The following is a 23,578-nucleotide window of genomic DNA, read 5'->3' as shown; positions in this document are numbered from 1 at the left end:
CAGCCCCTGCAATTCTTGAGGAGAGAGTCGTAAATTAAAGGTGAGCTGCGGAAACCAATATTTTTACGGGCCGGACTCCGGATTAAGGGGGCCTAGCCGCTTTTCCCGCTAATTTCGCCCTCCCGTTGTACTCCACTTATTTGACGGCTACTTTTTCCAGTTGCTTTAGGAGCGGCGGTTTAACGAAAGCCACACGCTCGAAAATATAAGGGAGGAACCGTATGACCGCCGCCCGCAAAAGATCCGCCATCCAAACCGTTATGACCGTGTTGTCAGCCGATCTTGCTTGCAAGGAGGCCGATCTGCTCGCAGACGGGGTTTCCGTGCATGCCGCCGAAATACGAGAGGGTCGGTTTCGTTTTCCCATTCGCGAACAATCGCTAAGTATCGTAACGATGGGCAGAGGCGCAGTTGTCACGTGCAGCTTCGAGCGATTGGAGTGGGCGAGACAAAATCTGGGGCTACTTTCGCGGGGGCAAATGTTTTCCGCACAAACTATTGCCAAAGTCGACGATTACTTGCGCAAGGACAACCAGTTTCTCGCCGGGCCCGATCAAAAATACGTTTGCACAACGGACGATCTGAAACCCTTCCATATCCCGCAAGGTATACGCGTGTCGACTGTCGAACGCCGCAACATTCCCGATTTGTACGAGCATACGTATTTCAAGCACGCTTTGTCGTACCGGCCGGATTCCCCGCGCCGCGATATGCTGGCGTCAATTGCGGAGTGCAACGGGCAAATTGTCGGGATTGCCGGTGCCTCCGAAGATTGCGAACTGATGTGGCAGACCGGTGTTGACGTTTTGCCGGAATATCAGGGGCTTGGCATCGGGAAAGCGATAGTCGGCTCGTTAACCAAGGCGATACTCGATGAGGGGATTACCCCGTATTATTCGACTGCGCTCGGAAATCTCCAGTCGAGCCGGCTGGCTATCAGCTTAGGCTACTGGCCTGCTTGGGTGCAGCTATACGCGCGTGACCTGCCATCGTCCGTCTAACGCAGGTCAGGTTCCTCGTCACGTCAAACGTTGTAAGCTTTGGCTTTGCCTGTAACGTGACTCCGCAGTTCCGCGATGAGCTCAGGCGGATCTGCAACCGTGACGTTGATCCTGTAGCCCAATATGTTTTGAACGGCTCGTTCCACGGAAGAATAGTACGCTGCGCGAAGCGCTTTATGGACTGGAAATCGTAAGCGAAAACGGCTGCGCCGGGGAAGAAGGGGCGGAAGTGATTATGGGAAGTGCCTCCTTTAACTAGGTCGAGATTCTGTTCTTCTGTACACGTCCGAAGTAACCCGTGTACCTCGACAATATTATGTCAGGGTTATCGGGGCCTTCACCCCGGTACTAAAAAAAGATAGCACTATGCGTCGGCACCGCCATATCCTACACTGAACTTACCAACATAAAGAGGTGAGCGCAGTGAGCCGGCATTTCGTACAGACGGAAGGACGCCGCTGGGTCGAGCAAGGGATCATTACCCCTGAGCAGCATCAGCAAATAATGGAGCTATATGGAGAAAAAAAGCGCGCCGCAGGCTTGTTGCCGCTGCTTGGCGGCCTGCTGGTCGGGCTCGGCATATTGAGCTTCACGGCTGCGAACTGGCAAGGCATGCCGCAGCTGATGCGGCTCCTGCTCCTTATTGCCGTAATGGCAGGATGTTACGGAGCTGGCGAAGCGTTAAGCAAGAAAGGGCATAGCAAGACAGGCATCGCTTTTATCGGGCTCGGACTTCTCAGCTTCGGCGCCGGAATCGTGCTGACGGCTCAGATGTTCCATCTGGAGGCGTACGACGCTACGTCCTGGATCGTGTGGGGCTGCGCTGGACTGCTGTCGACCTTTTTGTACCGCAGCCGCTTTTTGTTTACGATCAGCGCTGCGCTGTTTACGGCGGCGCAGCTGTACAGCGTCACGGAGTTCCATCAATTCAGCTACGCCGCGTTCGCCATCGGCTTGGTCGGGCTCGGCGGATACGTCTGGAGGCGCCAAGACAGCTATCAGGTCTGGCAGTTCAGCCTCAGCTTCATCGCCCAATCGGTCATGCTCGTTGCCGTTCACGACTGGAAGTTCCTATGGACGGCAGTGCCCGTAATGGCCTTGTATACGCTTGGGGACGCGCTGCCCAATCGAAAAGCGTTCCACCCGCTGCAAACGGCCGTTCTTGCCGCGGTCTTCCTATTCGACTGGTTCGTCGTTCTGTTCATGGGCAAGGGAGATTTTTTGGCCGTGCGCCACGATTGGCTGCCTGCAGCGGCGCCGTTCCTCGCCGTCATGGCCTTGCTCCTGCTTGCATCCGTCGTCCTGAAGCTTCGTTCGGGCCGGGGCATTACCGCTATCGAGTGGCTGCTCGTTCCCGTTCTTCTGTACGTAGGCCACGCGGTAGACGCCATCTATGTGATCGTACTGTTCGTCTTCTCGCTGTACGTGCTGTGGCGCGGATACGCGGAGGAATGGCGGCTCAAAATCAATCTCGGCACCGTACTGTTTCTCATCGGCACGATGACCGCCTACGGCAAGCTGACGTGGGATTTTATGGACAAGTCGCTGTTTTTCGTTGTCGGCGGTGCGCTGCTCCTGGCGGTCGGCTGGTTGCTGAACCGGCGGAAGCGGGAGTTTTTCCGGAATGGGAAGGAGGGGACGGATCATGCCCGGTAAGTATCGCTTGAAGCTGCTGATCGCTCTGATTGCGGCACAGGCTCTGTTTCTCGTCGGCATCGCGAGCTCTTCCTATGCGGCGGGACGGCTCGGTCAAGAGATACGCATCCGCACGGCGCCGGTAGATCCGCGGGATGTGATGTATGGCGATTACATCGTGCTGAGTTACGACATCAGCCGGCTCGACAAGTCGCTCTGGAGAGAGGGCGGCGATATTCCGAAGCGGGGCGAGACTGTCTATGTGCTGCTGAAGCAATCGGCGGCAAACGGCGGCATATACGAAGCGGCGGGCGCATTCCGCTCGAAGCCTGCCGCCGGCAGCGGCGAGGCGGTGCTGAAGGGGCGCGTCGATTACAGCTTCGACAACCGCATCCGCGTACGATACGGCCTGGAAAAATACTACGTTGCAGAGCATCAAGGCAAGGAGCTGGAGAAAAAGGCCGGCGCTATGATCGCCGTCGTCGCCGTCGCTCCGTGGGGACAAACCGTGCTGGAGCGGTTGGAAGAAGGCCGCTGAATCGGGTACAATGGGGATAGTTCGGATACCGGATCATCCTGAAGCAGAAGGTAGGTATGCACGTATGGAAGCGGACAAATCCAAGAAGCTTTCCCTCAACATTGTAAGCTCGAAAGTGAACCATAAAGGGTTCGGCGCCGGCGCGATCGATCTCAGCAACGTGTCCGGCATCGTTATCGATGGCGACGAGGCGTATGTTGACGCCGGTACGCTGCACGCTAAGAGCAAGGTGGAGAAGGGCATCAAATTTTCGACCAACAGGGACGACGTGCCGAACGGACGCCGCTGCTGGGTCGTCTGGGTCGCCGTCGACCGCGCGCCTGAAGGCGCTTATTACGCCGGAATGTCGGCTTGCGAAATGCTCATCGATACGGAAGCGAGACGCGGCTGGAAAATCCTTGCCGATCACGTCAACAAAATGGACGCCGCCATGAAGCGGAAATTTGTGCTCGAAGGCTTGAACGACACGGAGAAGGCGGCGCTGAAGCGGCAGCTGATCGAGCATAATCCGGAGATGTGGGAACGTTCGCCGGAGCGGTTGAAGGAGCTGCTCGCCTAGCGGAGGTATGCCCGTTTGCCAGGGAACTGCCATTTGTGTACAATCTGTGTCAAGGATTGTCCCGTTCGAACGAACGGGGTATACTAAGCTTCAGTGTATGTTACACTCATATACTAGGACAGCAAAGAGGCAGACGCTCGCGTCTGCCTCTTTGTGTTGCCGGATTTAGCGCCATTCCGATCAGTGGGAGGCGCTCATGGCTTCCATTTCCTCTTTGCTTGGACCGTACACGCCCGGAACGACGAGGCCCGCCTGGCGCATCAGTACTGTCAGCTGGCCGCGGTGATGGGCTTGGTGGCGAATAAAGATGTTGATGGTATCCGATACGGACCAATCCATCATGCCCCACAGCAGGCGCCGTTCCGGCAGCGATGCGTCCGTCCATTGGGCCTGAATGGCCGCTGCGGCCGCTTCGCTCGCCGTGCGGTACCCATCCGCGACACCTTTGGCGGTCGCAGGAACCGGATCATTGTGCTTCGGCGCGTCGAGCTGCAGACCGGCAGCAGCGAGGAAGCTGTGATACGCCGTCGCCAAATGCCAAGCCAGCTCGCCGAGCGTGCGGTGTCCTTCCACGATCGGCTGCGCAAGCGATGCGTCCGTCAGCGCATCCAGCACCTTTTGCGTCGTAGCACTTTCAAATTGCAAATCCTGCACTGCTTCGTTCAAGCTTGTGTACATCGTTCTCATCTCTCCTTTGAAGGTTAAGATAATTGCTCATTCAGGAACGCGAGCGTGCGCGAAAACGCATCGCGCGCGGCGTCCGCGCGATAGCTGGGCCGGGTGTCGTTGAAGAAGGCGTGAGGCGCTTCCGGGTACACGCGGGCGGCGAACGTCTTGCCGGCGGCTTTCATCGCTTCGGCAAAGGCCGGCATGGCATCGGTGATGCGCGCGTCCTTGCCGCCGTAGAAGCCGGCCACCGGACACTGAATGCCGCCGAGCTGGTCCGCTTGGGGTGCGTTGCCGTAATAAATGACGGCTGCGCTCAGCTGCGGATCGAGGCAAGCGAGCTGAGCGGACAACGCGCCGCCCAGACAGTAGCCGACGGAACCGACCTTCCGGCCCTTCGACGCGGGCTCCTCGTCGCGGAGATAAGCGGCGGCAGCCTTAACCCGCTGCAAATAGCCGGGGATATCCATGCCGAATATGGCCGCGTGCGTCTCTTCCAGCTCTTTGCGTTCGTGCCCGGGCTTCGCCGCCAGCGCCTCTTCCCGCGCTTCCTGATTGCCCCAGCCGCCGACAGGCAGCGTGTCCATGAACCCTTTCAACGACGCTACCCGTTCGGGCTCGAGAGGGGCCGGATGTTTCCCGTCCAGCGCGTACAAATCAGGGGCGAAGGCGGCGTAACCGGCCATGGCGAACCGGTTCGTCACGTCCTGAATATGGGGATCGACGCCCCATATTTCCTGAATGACGATGACGGCAGGCAGAGGCCCGGCACTTGCGGACGGCTTCGCCAAATAACCCGTATACCGGCCGCCCGGCCCGTATGAGATCCAAGAAGCTTGCAGTGCCAACAGTTCCACTCTCCTTGACTTCACTTAGATTGCTGCTTACTTCAGCATAACCCCGGCCACAGCAGCTTGGCAAACGCCCTATAACAAATATTACCATTTAAAATGGCGCAAAGGCAACTTGGCCTTTGCGCCACAATGCTAACGCTCTAGCTGTTCCACCAGCGCTTCAGATCGTTCCACCACGAGCTGTTTTCGCCGCGCTTCAGCTTGTCGTTCGCCTTGCTGTCGCCGCTTCGATTCGTGCAGGCGACGGTCGGCTCCGTGCCTTTGACGAACGCCTCCAGCCGGGCGTTTTTCATGCAGTCCGCGTTAGCCAGCTTGCCGCTCTCCGGATCGATATAGACGGTGGCGACGCCGTCCGGAATCGTGAACAGCTTCGGCGGAACGGCATCCAGCACGCCTTCCGTAAATTCGGCGAATATCGGGGCCGCCATATGCGATTCAATCGCGTCCACCGTTTTGCCTTTGTCATAGCCGACCCAGACGGCCGTCGCCAGCTCGGGCGTGTAGCCGACCATCCATGCGTCCGTGTCGGTCGTACCCGTCTTGCCGGCGACCGGGCGTTTCATCAGCGAGGAGACGCGGCTGCCCGTCCCGCCTTCCTCAAATACGCTCTCCATCATATTCGTGAGTACGTACGCGTAGGACGGCTCGATGATTTTCGCGGCCGATGGGGAAGCCTGGTACAGCACTTTGCCTGCGGCGTCTTCGATGCGGACGATAGCCGTCGGCTCGGCCCGCACGCCCTGATTGGCAATAATAGCGAACGCCGACGCCATCTCCAGCGGCGTAACCGGGGATGCGCCGAGCGCCAGCGACGGCACCGGGTTCAGCGGGCTAGTGAAGCCCATCTTTTTCGCCATATCGACGACCGTCTGCGGACCGATATCGAGGATCGTATGCACGGCGTAAATGTTGTTGGACTCGGCGATCGCCCGCCGCATATCGAGCCACTCGCCGCTGTACTTGTCGCCGAAATTGTTCGGCGCATACGTATCTTTGCCGTCATTGTAAGTAAAGACGGTCGGCACGTCCTGATAGCGGGTTGCGGGGGTGAGCCCCTTCTGCAACGCGGCGAGGTACATGATCGGCTTGAACGAGGAACCGGGCTGGCGCTTGCCGGTGGTGGCCCGGTTGAACTGGTTGTCGTCGTAATTGCGCCCGCCGACCATCGCTTTTATGTAGCCGGTGCGCGGATCGATGGCCACAAGCGCCGCCTGCAGCTCTTCCGACTTGGACAGCTGTTTCTGCACGGCCTCCTCGGCGAGCTTCTGCGCTTTCAGATCGAGGGTCGTATAGATGCGAATGCCGCCTTCGTCGAGCAGTTCCTCCGGAATGCCCAGCTTTTCCACGGCGACCGAGCGGACGTAATCCCGAAAATACGGCGCAACCGCCTGCTTCTTCCCGGTCAGAGGGCGGAACGTCAGCTTATCGGCGGCAGCCTGGTCGGCTTCCGCCTGCGTGATGAAGCCGCAGTTCACCATCGTCTGCAGGACGAGCTTTTGCCGCTCGAGAGCGTTGTCCATATTATAATAGGGCGAATAATAACGGGGGCCCTTCGGTACGCCGGCCAGCAGCGCGCTTTCCGCCAGCGTCAAATCTTTGGCGTCTTTGCCGAAAAACAGCTGCGCCGCAGCCTGAATGCCGTAAGTGGAATGGCCGTAATAAATTTGGTTGAGATATTGGTCGAGGATGTCGTCCTTGCTCAGCTGCATTTCCATCTGGACGGCGTACATCGTCTCCTTCAGCTTCCGGGCCCACGTCCGTTCGTGGCTCAAATACAAGTTGCGCGCGAGCTGCTGCGTAATCGTTCCGGCGCCCTGCACCTTGGACATATGCTCCAGATTGACGAGCGCGGCCCGTGCTACTGCCTTGAAATCGATGCCGATATGATCGTAGAAGTGCTGATCCTCTATCGCCAGCGTCGCCTTGACGACGTACGGCGAAATGTCTTTCAGCGCCACGAGCTGGCGGTTTTGCCCGCTGTAGAACGAATCGATCAGGTCGCCGCGGGCGTCGAACATTTGCGACGTTTGCATCACCTTCGTCGCCGGCAGCTCTTGCGAGCGCAAATACAGAGCCGCGACAAAAAGGCCCGCGGCGAGCAGCAGCATACCGGCCACCGACAAGGAAAACAGCCGCTTGATGCGCCGCAGCCAGCGCAGTGCCGGAATATCGTCGTCGCTCTGCCCTCGCCGCGAACGGGCTTCAGGCGGCGGTATTTGGCGAGCCATGGATCTTCCGCTCCTTTGCTGGGGGGATTGGTTCTCTTATCCAGTATGGGGTTGACGGCGGAGCGGTATTCAGCAGGGGGACGGGCAAATGTAAAATTTTTCGTAACATTGGCTGCGGGCGCCTTCCGCTTATTGCAATTCGGGGTCAATCCTCTATAATACAATTTATGCAAAAGGGTACAATGGAAAGGAATCCAGAACCTCCCTAAAGCAAACAAACTTGTTAAGATACATTATGGACAGGAAATGAGGCTGCGACAGATGGAACTGTGGTATACGGAAAAACAGACCGAGAACTTCGGCATTACGGCGAAAATTACCCGAACTTTCGTCTCGGAGAAGACCGACTTCCAAGACCTGGCGATGATCGACACGATCGAATTCGGGCGCATGCTCGTGCTGGACGGCATGGTCATGACGACGATCAAGGACGAATTCGTATACCATGAAATGGTGGCTCACCCGGCCTTGTTCACGCACCCGAACCCGGAGAAGGTGCTCGTTGTCGGCGGCGGCGACGGCGGCGTCATCCGCGAGGTGCTCAAGCACCCGAAGGTGAAAAAAGCCGTGCTCGTGGAGATCGACGGCAAAGTCATCGAGTATTCGAAAAAGTATTTGCCGGAAATCGCCGGCGAGCTCGACAATCCGCGCGTGGAAGTGATCGTGAATGACGGGTACATGCACATCCACGACCATAAAGCGACGTATGATGTCATCATGGTCGACTCCACCGAGCCGGTCGGTCCGGCCGTCGAGCTGTTCACCAAGGGCTTCTATCAAGGCATTTACGACGCTTTGAAGGATGACGGCATGTTTGTCGCGCAAACCGACAACCCATGGTTCAAGGCCGATCTCATCAAGACGGTAAACCGCGACGTGAAGGAGATTTTCCCGATCGTGCGCGTGTACTGCGCCAACATCCCGACGTATCCGAGCGGTCTGTGGACGTTCACGCTGGGCTCGAAAAAATACGATCCGCTGCAAGTGGACGAGGCGGCGCTGCCGGAAATCAGCACGAAGTATTACACGCCGCGCCTGCATAAGGCCGCGTTCGTGCTGCCGCGCTTCGTGGAAGATTTGGTGAAGTAAAAAGCTTTAAAGCCCTTCACGGTTTACAGCCGCGAAGGGCTCTTTACTTGGCAGTATATTCCATGTTACAATGGTAGCGCTACCAACTATGAACATACATACAATTTGTAATTAAGTATCGATTTATAAAGGGGGAAACGCTATATAACCTAGAGAAGTGCGGAAAAATTTTTTGCTAACTTAATTACACATTGTAAGAAAGTAAGTAACGCAAAGAAAGAAGGTCCTGTACTTGCCACTCGTTTCCAGCAAAGATGTGTTGCAGCAAGCCAGAGCGGAAGGCTATGCAGTAGGCGCTTTCAACGTGTTCAACATGGAAAGCGTAAAGGCGGTCATCGCCGCGGCCGAAAGAGAGCGCTCCCCGGTTTTGATCCAGGTGTGGAGCGGTCTCGATTCGTTCGTAGGATTGGACGTGCTGGCGGCGATAGTACGATGTGAGGCAGAGAAAGCGTCGGTTCCGGTCGTGCTTCATCTCGATCACGGCATGAACGCGGAGCACGCCGCCAAAGGCATCAAAAACGGGTTTACCTCGATCATGATCGACGGCTCCTCGCTGCCGCTCGAGGAAAACATTTCGGTAACGAAAGAGGTGGCGCGCATCGCGCATGCCGTGGGCATCCCGGTCGAAGGAGAAATCGGCCATGTCGGCGGGGAAGAGGGCGGCGACCACCAGGAAGCGGACGATATGGTGGAGACGAGCGTCGAGGAAGCCGTAGCCTTTTACGAGCGTTCGGGAGTGGATACGCTCGCGGTTTCCATCGGGACCTCGCACGGCAAATACAAGCAGGAGCCCAAGCTGAATATCGGCCTGCTCCGGGACATTGCCGCCCGCATCCCGATTCCGCTCGTGCTCCACGGTTCGTCGTACACGCCGGATGAGATGATCCGCGAGGTGATCCGCTACGGCATTGCCAAAATCAATGTGGCGACGGAAATGAACGACGCCGTCATCGCGCAAACGACCAAAGATATCACCCAAGGGCTGCAAGCGAAATATGCGAGCGATTTGACTTACGGCGCCTACGCTCTCATGGCCGATAAGGTCGGGCAAAAGATGAGGCTGTTCGGCTCTTCAGGGAAGGCATAACGAAGATTCCATCAAAACACAAAATCGAGGTGTTAGAATGAGAAAAATCGTTGCTTTACTTGCAATTACGACAATGACGATGAGTATTGCCGCATGCGGAACCGACAGCAAAAGTACCGACAGCAAAGGCACCGGCAAGGATACGGCGGCACCGGCCAACAAGCCCGCCGCCTCTACGGGCGGAAACGCCAAACAGGAGCTGACGATTTGGGTTTACGACTATTTGGCCAAGGACAACAACTCTTCGTTAGTGAAAGCGAAGGAGAAGTTCGAGCAAGCCAATCCGAACATTAAAGTGACGTTCCAGCCCACAGTATACGGAACGACGAGTTACCGCGACAAATTCGTCGCTCAAACCGCCGGGGGACAAGGCCCCGATGTAATGATTTCCGACGTGGTGTGGGTTCCGCAGCTTGCCGCGATGGGCTCGATTCTTCCGCTCGGCGATCAGGCGAAGGCGGTAGTGGATCAATTTTACGAAGGGCCTCTGCAGACGGTTACTTATAACGGCAAGCTGTACGGTTTGCCGTGGGAAGCGAGCCCGATGGCCATTTATTACAACAAGAATGCGTTTAAAGCGGCGGGCCTCGACCCGGACAAGCCGCCGAAGACGTGGGACGAGCTGCACGATGCGGCGAAGAAGCTTACAACCGGCGGAAAATTCGGCTTCGCGTATATGGGCGGCTGGGGAGGTTCGTTCGACTGGCTTCCGTTCCTGTGGCAGTCCGGCGGCGAGCTGATCGACAAAGACGGCAAGAAAGCTTTGTTCAACAGCCCGGAGGCGATCTCCAGCATCAATTATTTGTTCGGCATAGTCAAGGAGAAGCTGATTCCGCCGGCAGCATTAACATGGAAAAGCTGGGACGAGCTGAACGCGGCGTTCGGCGCCGGGCTCGTCGGCATGTACCAATCCGGAGCCTGGAGCCTGGACAGCTTGAAGAAAGCGAATCTCAATTTCGACTGGGGCGTATTCCCTTCTCCCGCAGGCAAACAGCAAGCGACTGTGCTGGGCGGCATGGACTGGGTCATCGGCAAAAATACCAAATACCCGGACGCCGCTTACAAGTGGATCGAATTTATTACGAACAAGGAAAATATGAGCGTTCTTTCCGATTTCAGCCGCATCTCCGCGCGCAAGGACAATAAGGAGCAGGCGATTTTCAAAGATCCGCAAATGAAAGTGTTCGTGGAGTCCATCGCTTTTGCCAAAGCCCGTCCGGCTCTTACCGCATGGAGCGACATCGACTACAAAGTGCTGCAGCCCGCTTTCCTCAAAATCGTGCTGAAAGATGCCGACGTTAAACAAACTATGGACGAGGCAGTGACACAAGCGAATGAGATATTATCCAAGAATTGATCGCCATTTAGGCAAGATCTTGGTAGCGCCATCCATACTTGGCTTGTCTTTTGTCATCGTTTATCCGCTTGTCATGAATATCACAATGAGCTTCCAAAATGTGAAGCTGACCCAGCCCGATATGCGCGGCTGGGTCGGCTTGGCCAACTATAGCCACTTGTTTGCCGATCCCGTCTTCCGGACGGCGATTGCCAACACGCTGATCTGGACGCTGCTCGGCGTTGTATTGCAGCTGGCGGTCGCGCTGCCAATTGCGTTTCTCCTCAATGCGGAATTTGCGGGGAGAGGCTTTTACCGGGGCGCTCTGCTCATTCCCTGGGTGATGCCTTCGGTCGTAGCCGCTTTTACCTGGGTATGGATGTATGACGGCAGCTTCGGCATTTTGAATTACATTTTAACGAAACTTCATCTCATCCGCGATCCGGTCGTTTGGCTGGGCAATCCCAACACGTCGCTATATGCCGTGCTGGTCGAGCAGGTTTGGAAAGGGTTCCCCTTCCCGATGGTGATGCTGCTCGCCGCTTTGCAAGCGGTCCCCAAAGATATGTACGAGGCCGCCGAAGTCGACGGCGCGAACAAAATGCAACGAATCATGCGGATCACAATCCCGCAAATATTGCCTGCATTGGCGCTATGCACCGTTTTTATTACTATCTGGACGTTCAACAGCTTCGAGAACATATGGCTGATGACGGAAGGCGGACCGCTGAACTCGAGCGAAACAATGACGACCTTCGTGTATCACAATGCGTTCCAAAGCTTCGATCTCGGCATGGGGTCGAGCAGCGCCATGGTCATGTTCGCCATGCTGCTCGTTGTCATTATTTGCTACGCGCGTTACGTATCGAAGCAGGAGGAACGGTAACATGCAAAGACGCCGGGTGCGAAAGTCGCTTGTCATGAACTTGGTCATGCTTGCCATCGTTTTTGTTATCGACTTTCCGTTCTTGTGGATGCTGTTTACTTCCTTGAAGGGAACGGGCGAGACGATGACGATTCCTCCCACTTTCTTGCCTGCCAAAGTATCTTGGGACGGGTTTCGCAAAGTGATGGATTTGAACTTCCTGAAATATTTCGCGAATAGTTTCTACATTGCGGTAATCACTACCGGCGCTTCGCTGCTTTTCGGCATCATGGCGGGAATCGGGTTTTCCAGGTACAAGTTTCGCGGCAGCAAAGGGTTTAAAATAGGCATTTTGGTGACGCAGCTGTTTCCGCTCATTTTGCTCGTGTCGCCTTATTATTTGCTGATGAGCAAATTGGGTTTGCTCAATTCCCACGCTTCTTTAATGTTGACGTATTGCGCCTTTACGCTGCCGTTCTGCGTATGGATGCTGACTACGTATTTTGCCACCGTGCCGGTCGATATGGAGGAGTCGGCGATGATCGACGGGAGCACCAAGCTCGGGGCGTACATTCGCATAACGGTGCCGATGGCGGCGCCCGGGATCGCAGCGACGGCTATTTTCGCTTTCGTGCTGGCGTGGAACGAGTTTGTATTCGCCAACACGTTTATCGATACGCCCAATCTGCGCACCTTGCCGATCGGGTTGCGGACGTTTATGGGGCAATATTCGACGGAGTGGAACGTGCTCATGGCGGCATCGGTGATGACGACCCTTCCCGTCGTGCTGATGTTTATCTTTTTGCAAAAATATTTTATCCGCGGCATGACCTCGGGGTCTATCAAAGGGTAGGTGACGGGCGTGAAACATTCCTATGATATTGTCGGGGTTGGCGTCCCTTATCTCGATATTGTCGTGCAAGTTGCCGAGATTCCCGAGCGGAATCAGTCCGCCCCGATCGCCGGCTACAAACTGTCCGGGGGCGGCAAAGTTCCGACCGCACTCGTGGCGGCTTCGCGGCTCGGGCTGTCCACGACGCTCGTTGCCGGCGTGGCGAACGACATGTTCGGAGAGACGATTCGCCGCGAATTGGAGCGGGAAGGCGTTTCGCTGCAGTATTTGACGGAGGCGGAGCATTCGGCGGTGTCCGTCGTGCTTGTCGACGATGCGACAAGAAGCAGAACGATTTTGTACAGCGAGAGCGAAGCGCCGGTCGCGTCGATATTCGAATCGGATCGAATGCTGGATGCCAGGCTGCTGCAAATCAGTGCATCGGGCAATGCTGAGCGGGCGGCCATCGGCTGGGCCAAGGCGAAGCGAATCCCGATTATGCTGGACGCGGATTACTATGACCCGGCATTTGCACGGATGGCCCAGGACGTCACTTTGTTTATCGGCTCGGAGCATTATTTCGACGCTTGGATGCCGGGGCACGATTTGATGCAAAAGATGGACCGGATTCGTCAAGCGGGATCGCCGGTCGTCGTCGTTACGCAGGGAGAAAAAGGCTGCATGCTGCTTGACGATAACGGACTGCAGCATGTGCCGGCTTTTGCGGTCGATGTAGTCGATACAACGGGAGCGGGAGACGTGTTTCACGGAGCTTTCGCGGTCGGTTTCCTGAAAGGCTGGAGCGCTCACGACAGCTGCGTGTTTGCCAGCGCGGTCAGCGCGATGAAGTGCCGCAGCGTCGGCGGAAGGGCAGGCATTCCGAACATAGAGGAGGTCAAGCTGTTTTTGCGGGACCATTACGGCCAAACTCTTCTATTTTGACAAAAAGGATAATGGGATATGAAAAAAATAACGTTACAGCACAGCGACCTGAGCAAAGTGAATCGCGCCACGATTTTAAACTTTATCAAGACGCATAAACAAATGTCCAGAGCCGATCTGGTGAAGAAAACGAAGCTGACCGGCCCTTCCGTGTCTCGGATTGTGCAAAGCCTGATCAACGAAGGGCTCGTCAGCGAGAGCGGCGTCGGCGAATCGATCGGCGGCCGAAAGCCGATTTTGCTCACCTTTCGTCCGGAGGGGCGCATGGTGATGGGACTGGACATTCGTCCGCAAAGCATTTACGGCATCATTTGCAATTTGGACGGCGACATCGCGTATGAAGGCGATTTGCCGCTGAACATGCGGATGACGGCGGATGAAGTGATCGAGAGCATCATCGATCTTGCGGAATCGATGCTGCGCAAAAGCAAAACGTCCAGGCGCCGGCTTGCCGGCATCGGTCTGTCCGTCCCGGGACTTATCGACCATCAAACGCAGAAGGTTCGTTTCTCGCCTCCGATGGGCTGGCGCAATTTGTCCATTCAACAGCCGATCAGCGAGTATTTTGGCGTACCGGTCGTGGTGGACAATACGGTGGAAGTGATGACGCTTGCCGAGAAGTATATGGGCAGCGACGTTTCCCAGGGTACCAACAATTTGGTGTATTTGTACTTCGGACCCGGAATCGGAGCGGGCATCATCAACAACGGCACGCTGTTCCGCGGGTCCCGCTACACCGGAATGGAATTCGGCCATATGACGATCGATCTGCACGGGCCCAAATGCAGGTGCGGGAACTCCGGCTGTCTGGAAGCAATGGCCTCCGAGAAGGTTTTAATCGATAAGGTCAACCGGGCGCTGGCCGACCAGGATTTGCCTAAAGTGCAAACCATCGAAGAAGTCGCATTGCTGATCAAGGAGCAGAAGGTAGATCTGCGGCCGGTTTTAACGGAAATGGCCACCTATTTGGGAGTCGGCATTGCCAATATGATCAATTTGTTCAACCCCGATGTTGTCGTTCTTGGCGGCTGGCCTAGCGCGCTAAGCGCGCACATCATGGAGGAAACGCGGCGGGTCGCTTTAAACCGGAGCTTGGAAGGCATGAGCGAAGGCGTCCAGATGCTGACTTCGCAGATCGGCGAGCGCAGCGTTGTATTGGGGGCGGCATCGCTCATTATTCAGCTGTTCTTTAAAGGCGAACTGGCATTGAACGTACAAGAGAGGATGTAGCCGGCATGACGATACGACAGTCGCAAGAAGTAGAAGAGAAGCTAAAGAGGCTGCGATCCTTCATGGCAGCCGAGCAGTATGACGTGATCCGCATCCAGACGCCGAACTTGTTCGCCTGGCTAACCGGCGGCGGCCGCAACCATATTGACATTACTTCGGATTGGACAGGCGCCGCTTTATTTGTAACCCGGGACAAAGTCGTTTGCGTCATGGCGGACAATGAGAAGGACCGCGTGTGGACGGAGGAGCTCAGAGCCAGGCTCGATTGCGAGATCCGTTCGTACCCTTGGTGGGGCTGGGCCGACAACGAAGCGAAAGATCTGTACGCGGACAACATTGTCGCCGGGGATATGGCGTTTCCGAACGTGATTCCGATAGCGGAGCCATTGCGCAGCTTGTTTTATCCGCTTACGCCGCCGGAAACGGACCGGTACGCCAAGCTGGCAAGCGACGTTTCGGATGCGTTTTACGAGCTGCTGGCTCATATTCGCCAAGGCATGACGGAGCTGGAGATCGACGGCGTGCTATCCGGCTTGTTCCGCGCCCGCGGCATCAATCCCAACGTGCTGATGGTAGCGGCGGACGAGCGGGCGGCGCTTTATATGCACCCGTTGGCGACGGGAAAAAAGCTGGACCGGTACGCCGTCATTTCCGTCTGCGCAGCCCGGGGCGGCCTCGTCGTGTCGCAAACCAGGTCCGTTCATCTGGGCCGGCCCGATCCGGAGCTCGTTCAGAGGCACCATGACGCCTCCTTCATTGCCGCTCAATTGATCGCGCATACGGTTCCGGGCGCCGAACTGAAGCAGCTGTTCGAGCTCGGGCTAACGGCATACCGGCAACTGGGTTGGCCGGAGGAATGGCGGAAACATACGATAGGCGGCAAAACCGGATACCGCACGCGGGAGTTCTCGGTCGGACCGGACACGGTTGGGCAAGTAAACATCGGCACGGCCTGGGGCTGGAATCCGACCGTTGCCGGAACGAAATCCGAAGATACGGTCTTGGTTGGCGATAATGGCCCCGTCGTGCTCGGCGAAGATGCGCGCTGGCCGCAGCTCGCTTTCGACATTGACGGAAAAACGTGGAACAGACCTGCCATATATACAATTTTATAAAGGGAGAGAGATGTCCGTGCTGCAACTAGGTTTTGTTTCCTTGCGCGCGCAATTCGGGTTCAACCCGGACGAAGCCGGCCGGTTGTTTGAAGTAAGCAAGAAAGTGCTTGCTGACATAGGGAACGTTGTCCCCTTCGATCCGATGATCATGCTGAAGCAAGATGCGATTGCCGCCAACGAACGGATGAAATCGAGCCGTATCGACCTCTTGATCATGCAAATCGGCACGTTCCCTTCGGGCGAGTTGCTGCCGCTGCTTGTTAAAGATTTGCCTGTGCCCGTCCTCCTGTGGGCGTTGCCCGAGCCGCCGTTTGACGGGGGAGCTCTGCAGTTCAACTCCTTGTGCGGCGTACATTTGATGGCCAGCTTGCTGAAGCGCAGCCATCGTCCGTTCGATTATGTGCATCTGAGCCCGGAAGGGGATACAACCGAATTATCCCGTTATCTGAAGGCGTTCGAGGTGGCGCGGGATTTGAAAAAAATGCGCGTAGGCCTCGTCGGCTCGCATACTCCCGGATTCGACGCGATGGCTGTCGACGCCTTGTCGCTGAAAGAAAAAATCGGCCCCGAGGTCGTTTATATCGGGTTAAACGAAGTGTTCCAAGGCGCCGAAACGGTATCCAAATCGCACCGCGAAACGCTGATGCAGCAAATCGGCCGGCAGTTTCACAACGCAGGCGAGCTTCCGACAGAGAAGATCGACAAGTTTGCCAAAACGTACGCTCCTTAGCGAAAGAAGCCGAAGAGAAAAAAGTTTCTTCTTTATCCGTAAGATGCTGGCCGGAGTTCATCGAAAGCTACGGCCAGGCCGCCTGCTGCTCGGTGTCGAAGCTGACGGACGACGGTATCGTGACCGGCTGCGAAGGCGATGTTCTGGGCACGATCACGTCGTCGATCATGCGCGAATTCGCCGGTTCCCCGCCGTTCCTGGCCGACATTGTGCATGCGGATTACGGAAGCAACGAAGTGACGCTGTGGCACTGCGGAGCGGCGCCGTTCTCCCTGGCTGCCCCCGGGGAAAAAGTAATTCTCGGCGAAGAATTCGGCATCGGCGGATTGAACGTCGAGTTTCCGTTAAAATCCGGCGTAGTGACGATGGCTCGGCTCGGCTATATCGACGGGGAATACCGCATGCTGGTGACGACCGGCGAAGCGCTGAAGATCGGTCCGATCGTGCGCGGCACCGTAGCTCAGGTGAAATGCGACGCAAGCGCGAAAACGTTAATGGACAAGCTCATTTACGACGGCTGGGAGCACCATTTGGCGATGATTTACGGCGATGTGGCGGCAGAGCTCGAGCAGCTTTGCAAAATTTTGAAAATCGAGTGCGTCCGGTTGTAGCATGGGCCGAGGGGAGGGGACGAAATTGACTTTTGCGTCTGTGGCGGCTTTTCGTTACGCCAAATCGGTTCAGGGCGAGCTTGTTTGGCATCAAGCGCTGGAAGCGGAGAGCAAGATTCGCAAAGATGGGCGCACGGAGCAGATTACTTATGCTTCCTCCGCTGCGGAGGACCGCATTGTCCTCACCGTCAGCGAACTGGCGCCCGGTACGACGAATCTGCAATGGCGCATTGCAACTGCGGACACGGTGGAGTGGGTAATGTGCGACTATCCTGTCGGCGCAGGCGAACATTTCTACGGGTTCGGCGAAACGTACGGGGAATTGGATCAGCGCGGCAAGGAGCTTCGCCTATGGGTTGAGAACGGCTGCGTCCGCGACTTGAGCTATAAGCCGATTCCCTTTTACATCTCATCTGCGGGTTACGGTGTTTATTTGGAGCATTGCGAGCTGATTTACGCCAGAATGGCGACGCCGGATATCGGCAATCGCGTGCAGCTGAAAGTAAGCAGCGGAGAACTGAACCTGTACCGGTTCGAGTCGGCGGATATCGCGGGAATTATCGACCGCTATACGGCCGTAGTCGGCAAGCCGACGCTGCCTCCGCCGTGGTTTTTCGGGGCGTGGAAATCGCGCGACTGGCGGACGGAAAACCAGCAGACGGTTATGCTCGATTTACAGCGGCAACGGGAACTCGCCATCCCGTGCACCGTCAAGCTGATCGACGCCGCATGGGAGCAGGAGTTGAACGACTTCCGGTTTCATGCGGAGAAGTTTCCGGACTTTGCCTCGGTGATGGAAGAGGCGCAGCGGCTCGAATACCAGGTCGTAATCTGGATCTCCCCGTGGGTCGCCCATTGGACCAACATTTACAAGGAGCTCGACGCCAAAGGCTATTTCCCGAAAACGCCGGATGGCCAAACGTACGTTCACCGGCTCGGCAACAGCCCGAATTTGCTCGGCTCGATGATCGATTTTACCCATCCCGGCGCCGTCCGCTGGTGGCAGGAGCAGGTGGAGAGGCTGATGCAGCTCGGCGTGCGCGGCATCAAAACCGATTTCGGCGAGCAGGTGCCGGCTGACGCGGTATTTGCCGACGGCAGCACCGGACGCACGATGCACAACTATTACCCGGTTCTATACAATCGCGTAACGCACGAGGTTGTGAACAAGTACAACGGCATTTTGCTCGGACGCTCTGCCTGGGCCGGATCGCAAGCTTTCACCGGCATTTGGGCGGGCGACCAGACGGCCGACTTTGCGCCGAGAAGCGGGATGCTCGCGACGATTTATGCGGGGCAGAACATCGGCGTTTGCGGATTTCCTTTCTGGGGAAGCGATATCGGCGGCTATTTCGGCAAGCCGGACCGCGAATGCTTCATTCGCTGGACGCAATATGCGGCTTTCACTCCGTGTATGGAGCTGCACGGACTGGGCGAGCGCGATCCGTGGGATATGGACAGCGAAGCTTTCGGCAATTACGTGATGTACACGTCGCTGCACACACGCTGCTCCCTTATATGTATCCGCTTGCAATCGAGGCGGCGGAACGGGGATTGCCGATGATGCGCGCGATGATGCTTCATTATAACGACGATCCGAACGTTCACAATCTGCCTTGCGTTTCCGTCCAATATATGTTCGGAAGGGATATGCTGGTGGCGCCGATCTTTTACGAAGGCTCCGATCGCGAAGTGTATTTGCCTGCCGGCGGATGGGTTCACCTGTGGACCGGGCAGCGGACGGAAGGCCCTTGGAACGGCAGAGTCAGGGCGCCGCTCTTGCAGACACCGGTATGGCTGCGGTCGGGCGCGGTCATTCCGCTGCTGCCGGAAGGCGCGCAAACGATCGGCCGTTACGACGACCCGAGCCGCTGGCTGGAAGCATTGGGCACGGAGCGCTGGGAGTTTATGCTGGCGCCGGGCGAGGGAGCCTGCAATCAAGGCGGCGTCGACATTACGCAGTCGGACGGCGGACAAGGCGGGGACGGAGCCTATACGGTACGCGTTAGCTTCAGCCGCGAGCGGGGAGTCGTGCCCGGGAACATCGCGCTGAAAATCCGGCTGCCGGAGGAAGACGAAGCGAGCTGCACCGTTGCCGCCGTCTCGGGCTGGCCTGAGGCTGGGACCGCGGGGTTATCATGGGAATGGAATCATTCCGCGTGGGAATCCGGGCTGTGGATCGAGCTTCGGCTCCCGGAGACGAGCGCGGGCGCAGGTGCGGCCAACGCCCTAGCGGATGCGGACATCGTGCTGCATATTCATAAGAACGGGCACGGGAGGTAAACCATGCGCATTACAGACGTTAAAGTCGATTTGGTCAAATGCCCGCTGCCCGCCCCATTTTACCCGACCTGGGGCAGCGGCCTGCAAGTGGATGCCGTCAAAATGACGATCGTGCAAATCGTTAGCGACGAAGGCATCGTCGGAATCGGCGCGGGCCCTGCTACCGGCTGGGAAAACGTAGTCGGCATTCATACGTTCCTGCGAAAACAATTGATCGGCCGCGATCCGTTCATGATCGAGCGCATCCGACCGGCGATCAGCAACGCCAAGCTGCGGATGGGCTGGCCGTGGATGGTGGAAGCGGCGCTGTGGGATTTGGCCGGGAAAGCTTGCGGCCAGCCGGTGTACCGCCTGTGGGGCGGCTTCGCCGAAAAAATTCCGGTCTATGCCAGCACAGGCGAGCTTTGCAGCCTGGAGAAACGATTGCAATACGTCCAGCATTGCCTCGATCGCGGAATTAAGGCCGTCAAGCTGCGGATGCACGACCCGCACCCAGAGAACGACCTGGAGGTAATACGCGAAATCCGCAAAGCGTTCGGATCGGGCATCACGCTGATGGTCGACGCCAACCAGGCCGATCATTTGCCGGGCGCGAGCGATATGGCCGCCTCATGGGATTTGCCGGTCGCGTTGCGTGTCGCGCGGGCTTTGGAGGCGCTTGATGTGGCGTGGCTGGAAGAGCCGCTGGCCCGCCACAACTACGACGGTTTGACTGCGCTCGCGCGCAAAGTCGACATTCCGATCGCCGGCGGAGAGAAAAATACGGGGCTGGAAGAATTCCGGATATTGGCCGAGCGGGAAGGCTACCACATTTTGCAGGGCGACTGCGTCTTCAGCGAAGGAATGTTCCAGCTGCGCAAAGCCGCCGCTTTGGCGGAAGCGCACCACAAGCAGTTTATTCCGCATACGTGGTCGAATCCGATCGGGCTCATGACGAACTTGCAGCTAGCCGCATCTTTGCCTAACTGTCCGTGGTTCGAGCTGCCCTATGAACCTCCGGCTTGGAATTTGGACATTTATAACGTCATCTTTGCCGAAGGCTTGACGCTCGAGGAGGGGGCCATTGTCGTTCCGGAGCGGCCGGGCCTGGGCTTTACGCTGCGGGAAGGCTTTTTGGAAACGTACCGGGTTCCTTACGATGCCGAACAATGGACCGTACGATGAAGCATAAAGGCTGGTATTGGGCCATCGCTGCGCTGATCTTGTTTCAATCGTCCGACGTGTCGCTGCGGCTGGCCTCGGTGCAAACGCAATTCGCCGTCGGCACCGTGCTGCAGGCGACTCCGCTTATGCTCGTTGCTCTGGCGGCGGCAGTCAGGCATCGGATCAAGTTTCGAGCCGGGCTGCCCGGGCGCGCTTGGTCGATCAATGCCGCCTATGGCTTGCTGCAATTTTGCATCGGGAATTTGCTGTTTTACGCTGCCGTACAGCAAGGCGGATTGAGCATTGCCTCGCCTGCGGTGCAGAGCCAGGCCATCTGGGCGGTTGTGCTCGGAGGCCTGTTCCTGCGCGAAAGGATAAGCCGCATGATGATCGGCGGAATCACCTTGTTCGTCGCCGGGCTCATTCTCTTGTCCTGGTTCAAATCGAGCGGTGCGTCCGTGTCCGGCACCCATTTGTGGGGGCTCATCACCGGCATTTTGGGAGGCCTGGCATGGGCCGGCGCATCCGCCGTGCAAAGCTCGCAATTGCGGCAAAAGGTGCCGCTCTCTTACATTTTGGCGGCGGGTTCGGCAGCCGGAGTCATGTGTCTGCATGTGTTCATTTTGTTCTGTTACGGGCCTTCGGTGTGGGCGACTGTCGGTGCGGATGGCGCGCTAAAAGTATTGGCGGCGGGGTGCTTCAACGGACTGGCCGTCTGGTGCATTTCGCAAGCGCTCAGATTCGTGGAAATTTCCAAAATCATTCCGGTCATCTCGCTGAGCATCGTGCTCAACACGCTGATCGGAGGGTTTTGGTTCGGGGAATACGTGAATTTCGGGTCGATCGCCGGCATGCTGATTGTGTTTTGCGGCGTTATTCTTGTGCAGGAGCCCAAGCCCAGGGGCGAATTCAAGCAAATTTGACGCGAGGAGTGAGACTATGAACAGCGCGATTCCGAGCTACCCCGCGCTCATATCGGGGAAACGGGTGGAAACGAACCAATTGCTGCTCGTATCGGATAAATTTACGGGGCAGCCTTATGCGCACATCCATCAGCCGCGCAAGGAGGATGTGGAGCGTGCCGTCGCCGAAGCGAAGCAGGCCCAGGCTGCCGTGCCATTCCCGGTTGCGCAGCGTTACGATGTGCTGATGAAGGCAGCGGCGGCGTTGAGGAGCAGGGCGGAAGAGCTGGCCGACGTCATGGTGGCCGAAGCAGGCAAATTGAGGCGCGATGCGCTGAACGAAGTATGGTGGTCGATCGACCTTTTCGTCGAATCCGCCGAGGAAGCGAAGCGGCTGCATGGGGAAACGTTCGTGCTGCCGATTCCGGGGCTTGATCAAAAAACGTGCTATACGATGCGCGTGCCGGTCGGCGTTGTCGGGGCGATTACCCCGTACAATTTTCCGCTCAATCTGGTCGCTCACAAAGTGGCTCCGGCGCTGGCTGCAGGGAACGCCGTCGTGTTGAAGCCGGCCGCGCAGACGCCGGTTATCGCTTTTAAGCTGTGCGAAATTTTGCTGGAAGCGGGCGTTCCGGACGGGTATTTGCATTGCTTGGCCGGGGAAGGGCCGACCGTAGGGGAATGGCTGGTGGACGACAGCCGGATCGACTTCTACAGCTTTACCGGCAGCGTAGCCGTCGGCAAAAGGATCAAAGAGCGAACGGGCTTGCGCCGTGTCGCGCTGGAGCTCGGATCGAACTCGGCTACCATCGTCCACTCCGACATCGATCCGGTGGAAGCGGCCAATACGTGCGCACAAGCGGCATTTTCCAATGCGGGCCAAGTATGCATTTCGCTGCAAAGAGCCTATGTGCACGAATCGATTTACGACGCCTTCGTCGCCGAATTGGCAAAGCAGGCATCGCTGCTGATAGTAGGCGATCCGCGCGAAGACGCCACCGGGGTCGGTCCGATGATATCGGCCAAGGAAGCGGAGCGGGTGCAGAGCTGGATCGAGGAGGCCGTCGCCCAGGGAGCCGTGGCCCATACCGGAAATAAGCGCGAGGGCGCACTCGTGTGGCCGACGGTATTGACCGGCGTGAAGCCGGATATGAAGGTGATGAGAAGCGAGGTTTTCGGCCCTGTTGTCAGTGTAGTGCCTTACCGGACGCTAGACGAAGCGATCGAGCTTGTCAACGATTCCGATTACGGTCTGCAGGCGGGCGTCCTGACCCGCGACCTGCAAGTTGCGATGGAAGCCACCCGGCGGATTCGCACGGGAGGCGTCATTGTCGGCGGCACCTGCGCATTCCGCATCGGCTGCATGCCTTACGGCGGCGTCAAGCAAAGCGGCATCGGCAGGGAAGGCCCGCGCTACGCGATGGAAGAGATGACGGATGTCAAGACGGTGGTTATATTGTAGTAGTTCATGCGGGCCGTTGCAGGAACGGTGATTTGAGGCACCTCTGGAACGATCCGGTGATTGCGTTGCTATGCGTTAGGCCGACAACGGTCGGACTTTGGTGTGGAGTGTCTGTCACATGTGGGGGGGACGGGTCGGGGGCTTCAACAGGAAGCACCGCTGATGGTTAAACCGTTGCGGCCTTAAAGGAACATAGTTCCGTTAATTCACGGATCGAGGGCAGCGGCGCAATTTTAACGGAACATAGTTCCGTTATCGGTGCGGTATTAGAGCGAATTCCACCCAAAGTGTGGAAATAACGTACTCCCGTTCCGCTATTTTCGGGAAATACCCGGGAAATAAGCTGATAACGGAACAGATTTCCGCTAACCGTGGCGGAGGGACTATGGTATGCGGACCATGAACCGAAACGATGCAGTTAGCAGGATAAAAATGAGTAAAACTACGCGGGCGGTCATAATTGACCGTCT

22 protein-coding genes are annotated in these 23,578 nt (G+C 57.2%); 19 read left to right on the top strand and 3 right to left on the bottom strand.

Annotated features, from left to right (window positions below; translation table 11 throughout):
- Positions 1–221: 221 nt before the first annotated feature.
- From SD70_RS33965 to SD70_RS25405, 4 genes are all read left to right on the top strand, one after another.
- A complete protein-coding gene (locus SD70_RS33965) occupies positions 222–1,001 on the top strand; it encodes a GNAT family N-acetyltransferase (RefSeq protein ID WP_052487872.1) in 780 nt (259 codons plus the stop codon).
- Positions 1,002–1,424: 423 nt separating this feature from the next.
- Entirely contained in the window at positions 1,425–2,657 is a 1,233-nt protein-coding gene (locus SD70_RS25415; RefSeq protein ID WP_041050844.1) for a DUF2157 domain-containing protein, read from the top strand.
- Complete coding sequence (locus SD70_RS25410) at positions 2,647–3,174, top strand: GDYXXLXY domain-containing protein (RefSeq protein ID WP_052487871.1); 528 nt, start codon at positions 2,647–2,649, stop codon at positions 3,172–3,174. The genes SD70_RS25415 and SD70_RS25410 overlap by 11 nt, the downstream gene beginning before the upstream one ends.
- Positions 3,175–3,238: 64 nt before the next feature.
- Positions 3,239–3,733, top strand: a complete 495-nt coding sequence (locus SD70_RS25405) for a YwhD family protein (protein WP_041050840.1) — start codon at positions 3,239–3,241, stop codon at positions 3,731–3,733.
- 180 nt (positions 3,734–3,913) lie between these two features.
- On the opposite strand, the gene SD70_RS25400 is transcribed toward SD70_RS25405, so the two are convergent.
- The 3 genes from SD70_RS25400 to SD70_RS25390 all read right to left on the bottom strand — a co-directional run bounded on the left by SD70_RS25400 (position 3,914) and on the right by SD70_RS25390 (position 7,481).
- Positions 3,914–4,411 (bottom strand): DinB family protein, encoded by a 498-nt coding sequence (locus SD70_RS25400; protein ID WP_041050838.1) that lies wholly within the window; start codon positions 4,409–4,411, stop codon positions 3,914–3,916.
- Positions 4,412–4,434: 23 nt separating this feature from the next.
- Positions 4,435–5,256 (bottom strand): dienelactone hydrolase family protein, encoded by an 822-nt coding sequence (locus SD70_RS25395; protein ID WP_231571528.1) that lies wholly within the window; start codon positions 5,254–5,256, stop codon positions 4,435–4,437.
- A gap of 137 nt (positions 5,257–5,393) precedes the next feature.
- Positions 5,394–7,481, bottom strand: a complete 2,088-nt coding sequence (locus SD70_RS25390; protein ID WP_082053654.1) for a transglycosylase domain-containing protein — start codon at positions 7,479–7,481, stop codon at positions 5,394–5,396.
- 261 nt (positions 7,482–7,742) lie between these two features.
- Here SD70_RS25390 and speE point away from each other — a divergent pair, with 261 nt between their 5' ends.
- From speE to SD70_RS25315, 15 genes are all read left to right on the top strand, one after another.
- Positions 7,743–8,570, top strand: coding sequence for a polyamine aminopropyltransferase (speE, locus tag SD70_RS25385; RefSeq protein WP_041050834.1), 828 nt, complete (start codon positions 7,743–7,745; stop codon positions 8,568–8,570).
- Between the two features lie 232 nt (positions 8,571–8,802).
- On the top strand, positions 8,803–9,657 hold the full coding sequence (locus SD70_RS25380; RefSeq protein WP_041050832.1) for a class II fructose-bisphosphate aldolase: 855 nt from the start codon (positions 8,803–8,805) through the stop codon (positions 9,655–9,657).
- A 37-nt stretch (positions 9,658–9,694) separates the two neighbouring features.
- The gene (locus tag SD70_RS33960; RefSeq protein WP_052487870.1) at positions 9,695–11,014 is read left to right on the top strand and encodes an ABC transporter substrate-binding protein; all 1,320 of its coding nucleotides are present in this window, start codon (positions 9,695–9,697) and stop codon (positions 11,012–11,014) included.
- A 100-nt stretch (positions 11,015–11,114) separates the two neighbouring features.
- The gene (locus tag SD70_RS25370; RefSeq protein ID WP_197081175.1) at positions 11,115–11,879 is read left to right on the top strand and encodes a carbohydrate ABC transporter permease; all 765 of its coding nucleotides are present in this window, start codon (positions 11,115–11,117) and stop codon (positions 11,877–11,879) included.
- 1 nt (position 11,880) lies between these two features.
- Complete coding sequence (locus tag SD70_RS25365) at positions 11,881–12,711, top strand: carbohydrate ABC transporter permease (RefSeq protein ID WP_041050830.1); 831 nt, start codon at positions 11,881–11,883, stop codon at positions 12,709–12,711.
- 9 nt (positions 12,712–12,720) lie between these two features.
- Positions 12,721–13,632: a carbohydrate kinase family protein gene (locus SD70_RS25360; RefSeq protein ID WP_197081174.1), complete on the top strand. Its 912-nt coding sequence runs from the start codon at positions 12,721–12,723 to the stop codon at positions 13,630–13,632.
- Positions 13,633–13,650: 18 nt separating this feature from the next.
- On the top strand, positions 13,651–14,862 hold the full coding sequence (locus tag SD70_RS25355; protein ID WP_041050826.1) for an ROK family transcriptional regulator: 1,212 nt from the start codon (positions 13,651–13,653) through the stop codon (positions 14,860–14,862).
- Positions 14,863–14,867: 5 nt separating this feature from the next.
- Positions 14,868–15,977: a M24 family metallopeptidase gene (locus tag SD70_RS25350; RefSeq protein ID WP_156158185.1), complete on the top strand. Its 1,110-nt coding sequence runs from the start codon at positions 14,868–14,870 to the stop codon at positions 15,975–15,977.
- Positions 15,978–15,993: 16 nt separating this feature from the next.
- Positions 15,994–16,707 (top strand): hypothetical protein, encoded by a 714-nt coding sequence (locus SD70_RS25345; RefSeq protein WP_156158184.1) that lies wholly within the window; start codon positions 15,994–15,996, stop codon positions 16,705–16,707.
- A 92-nt stretch (positions 16,708–16,799) separates the two neighbouring features.
- Positions 16,800–17,318, top strand: coding sequence for a hypothetical protein (locus SD70_RS25340; RefSeq protein ID WP_041050824.1), 519 nt, complete (start codon positions 16,800–16,802; stop codon positions 17,316–17,318).
- A gap of 25 nt (positions 17,319–17,343) precedes the next feature.
- Positions 17,344–18,882 carry a TIM-barrel domain-containing protein gene (locus SD70_RS25335; RefSeq protein ID WP_041050822.1) on the top strand — a complete coding sequence of 513 codons (1,539 nt, stop codon included), beginning with the start codon at positions 17,344–17,346 and terminating at the stop codon, positions 18,880–18,882.
- Positions 18,879–19,601, top strand: coding sequence for a hypothetical protein (locus SD70_RS25330; RefSeq protein ID WP_331436837.1), 723 nt, complete (start codon positions 18,879–18,881; stop codon positions 19,599–19,601). Before SD70_RS25335 ends, SD70_RS25330 begins: the two co-directional genes overlap by 4 nt.
- A gap of 3 nt (positions 19,602–19,604) precedes the next feature.
- Positions 19,605–20,765 (top strand): mandelate racemase/muconate lactonizing enzyme family protein, encoded by a 1,161-nt coding sequence (locus SD70_RS25325; protein WP_041050818.1) that lies wholly within the window; start codon positions 19,605–19,607, stop codon positions 20,763–20,765.
- The gene (locus SD70_RS25320; RefSeq protein ID WP_041050816.1) at positions 20,750–21,667 is read left to right on the top strand and encodes a DMT family transporter; all 918 of its coding nucleotides are present in this window, start codon (positions 20,750–20,752) and stop codon (positions 21,665–21,667) included. The genes SD70_RS25325 and SD70_RS25320 overlap by 16 nt, the downstream gene beginning before the upstream one ends.
- A 16-nt stretch (positions 21,668–21,683) precedes the next feature.
- Positions 21,684–23,108 carry an aldehyde dehydrogenase family protein gene (locus SD70_RS25315; protein WP_041050814.1) on the top strand — a complete coding sequence of 475 codons (1,425 nt, stop codon included), beginning with the start codon at positions 21,684–21,686 and terminating at the stop codon, positions 23,106–23,108.
- The last annotated feature ends 470 nt before the right edge of the window (positions 23,109–23,578 follow it).

Source organism: Gordoniibacillus kamchatkensis (assembly GCF_000829455.1).
Classification (GTDB): Bacteria; Bacillota; Bacilli; order Paenibacillales; family NBRC-103111; genus Gordoniibacillus; species Gordoniibacillus kamchatkensis.
The sequence above is the reverse complement of the archived record's forward strand: the minus strand, read 5'-3'. Positions and strand labels throughout refer to the sequence as shown.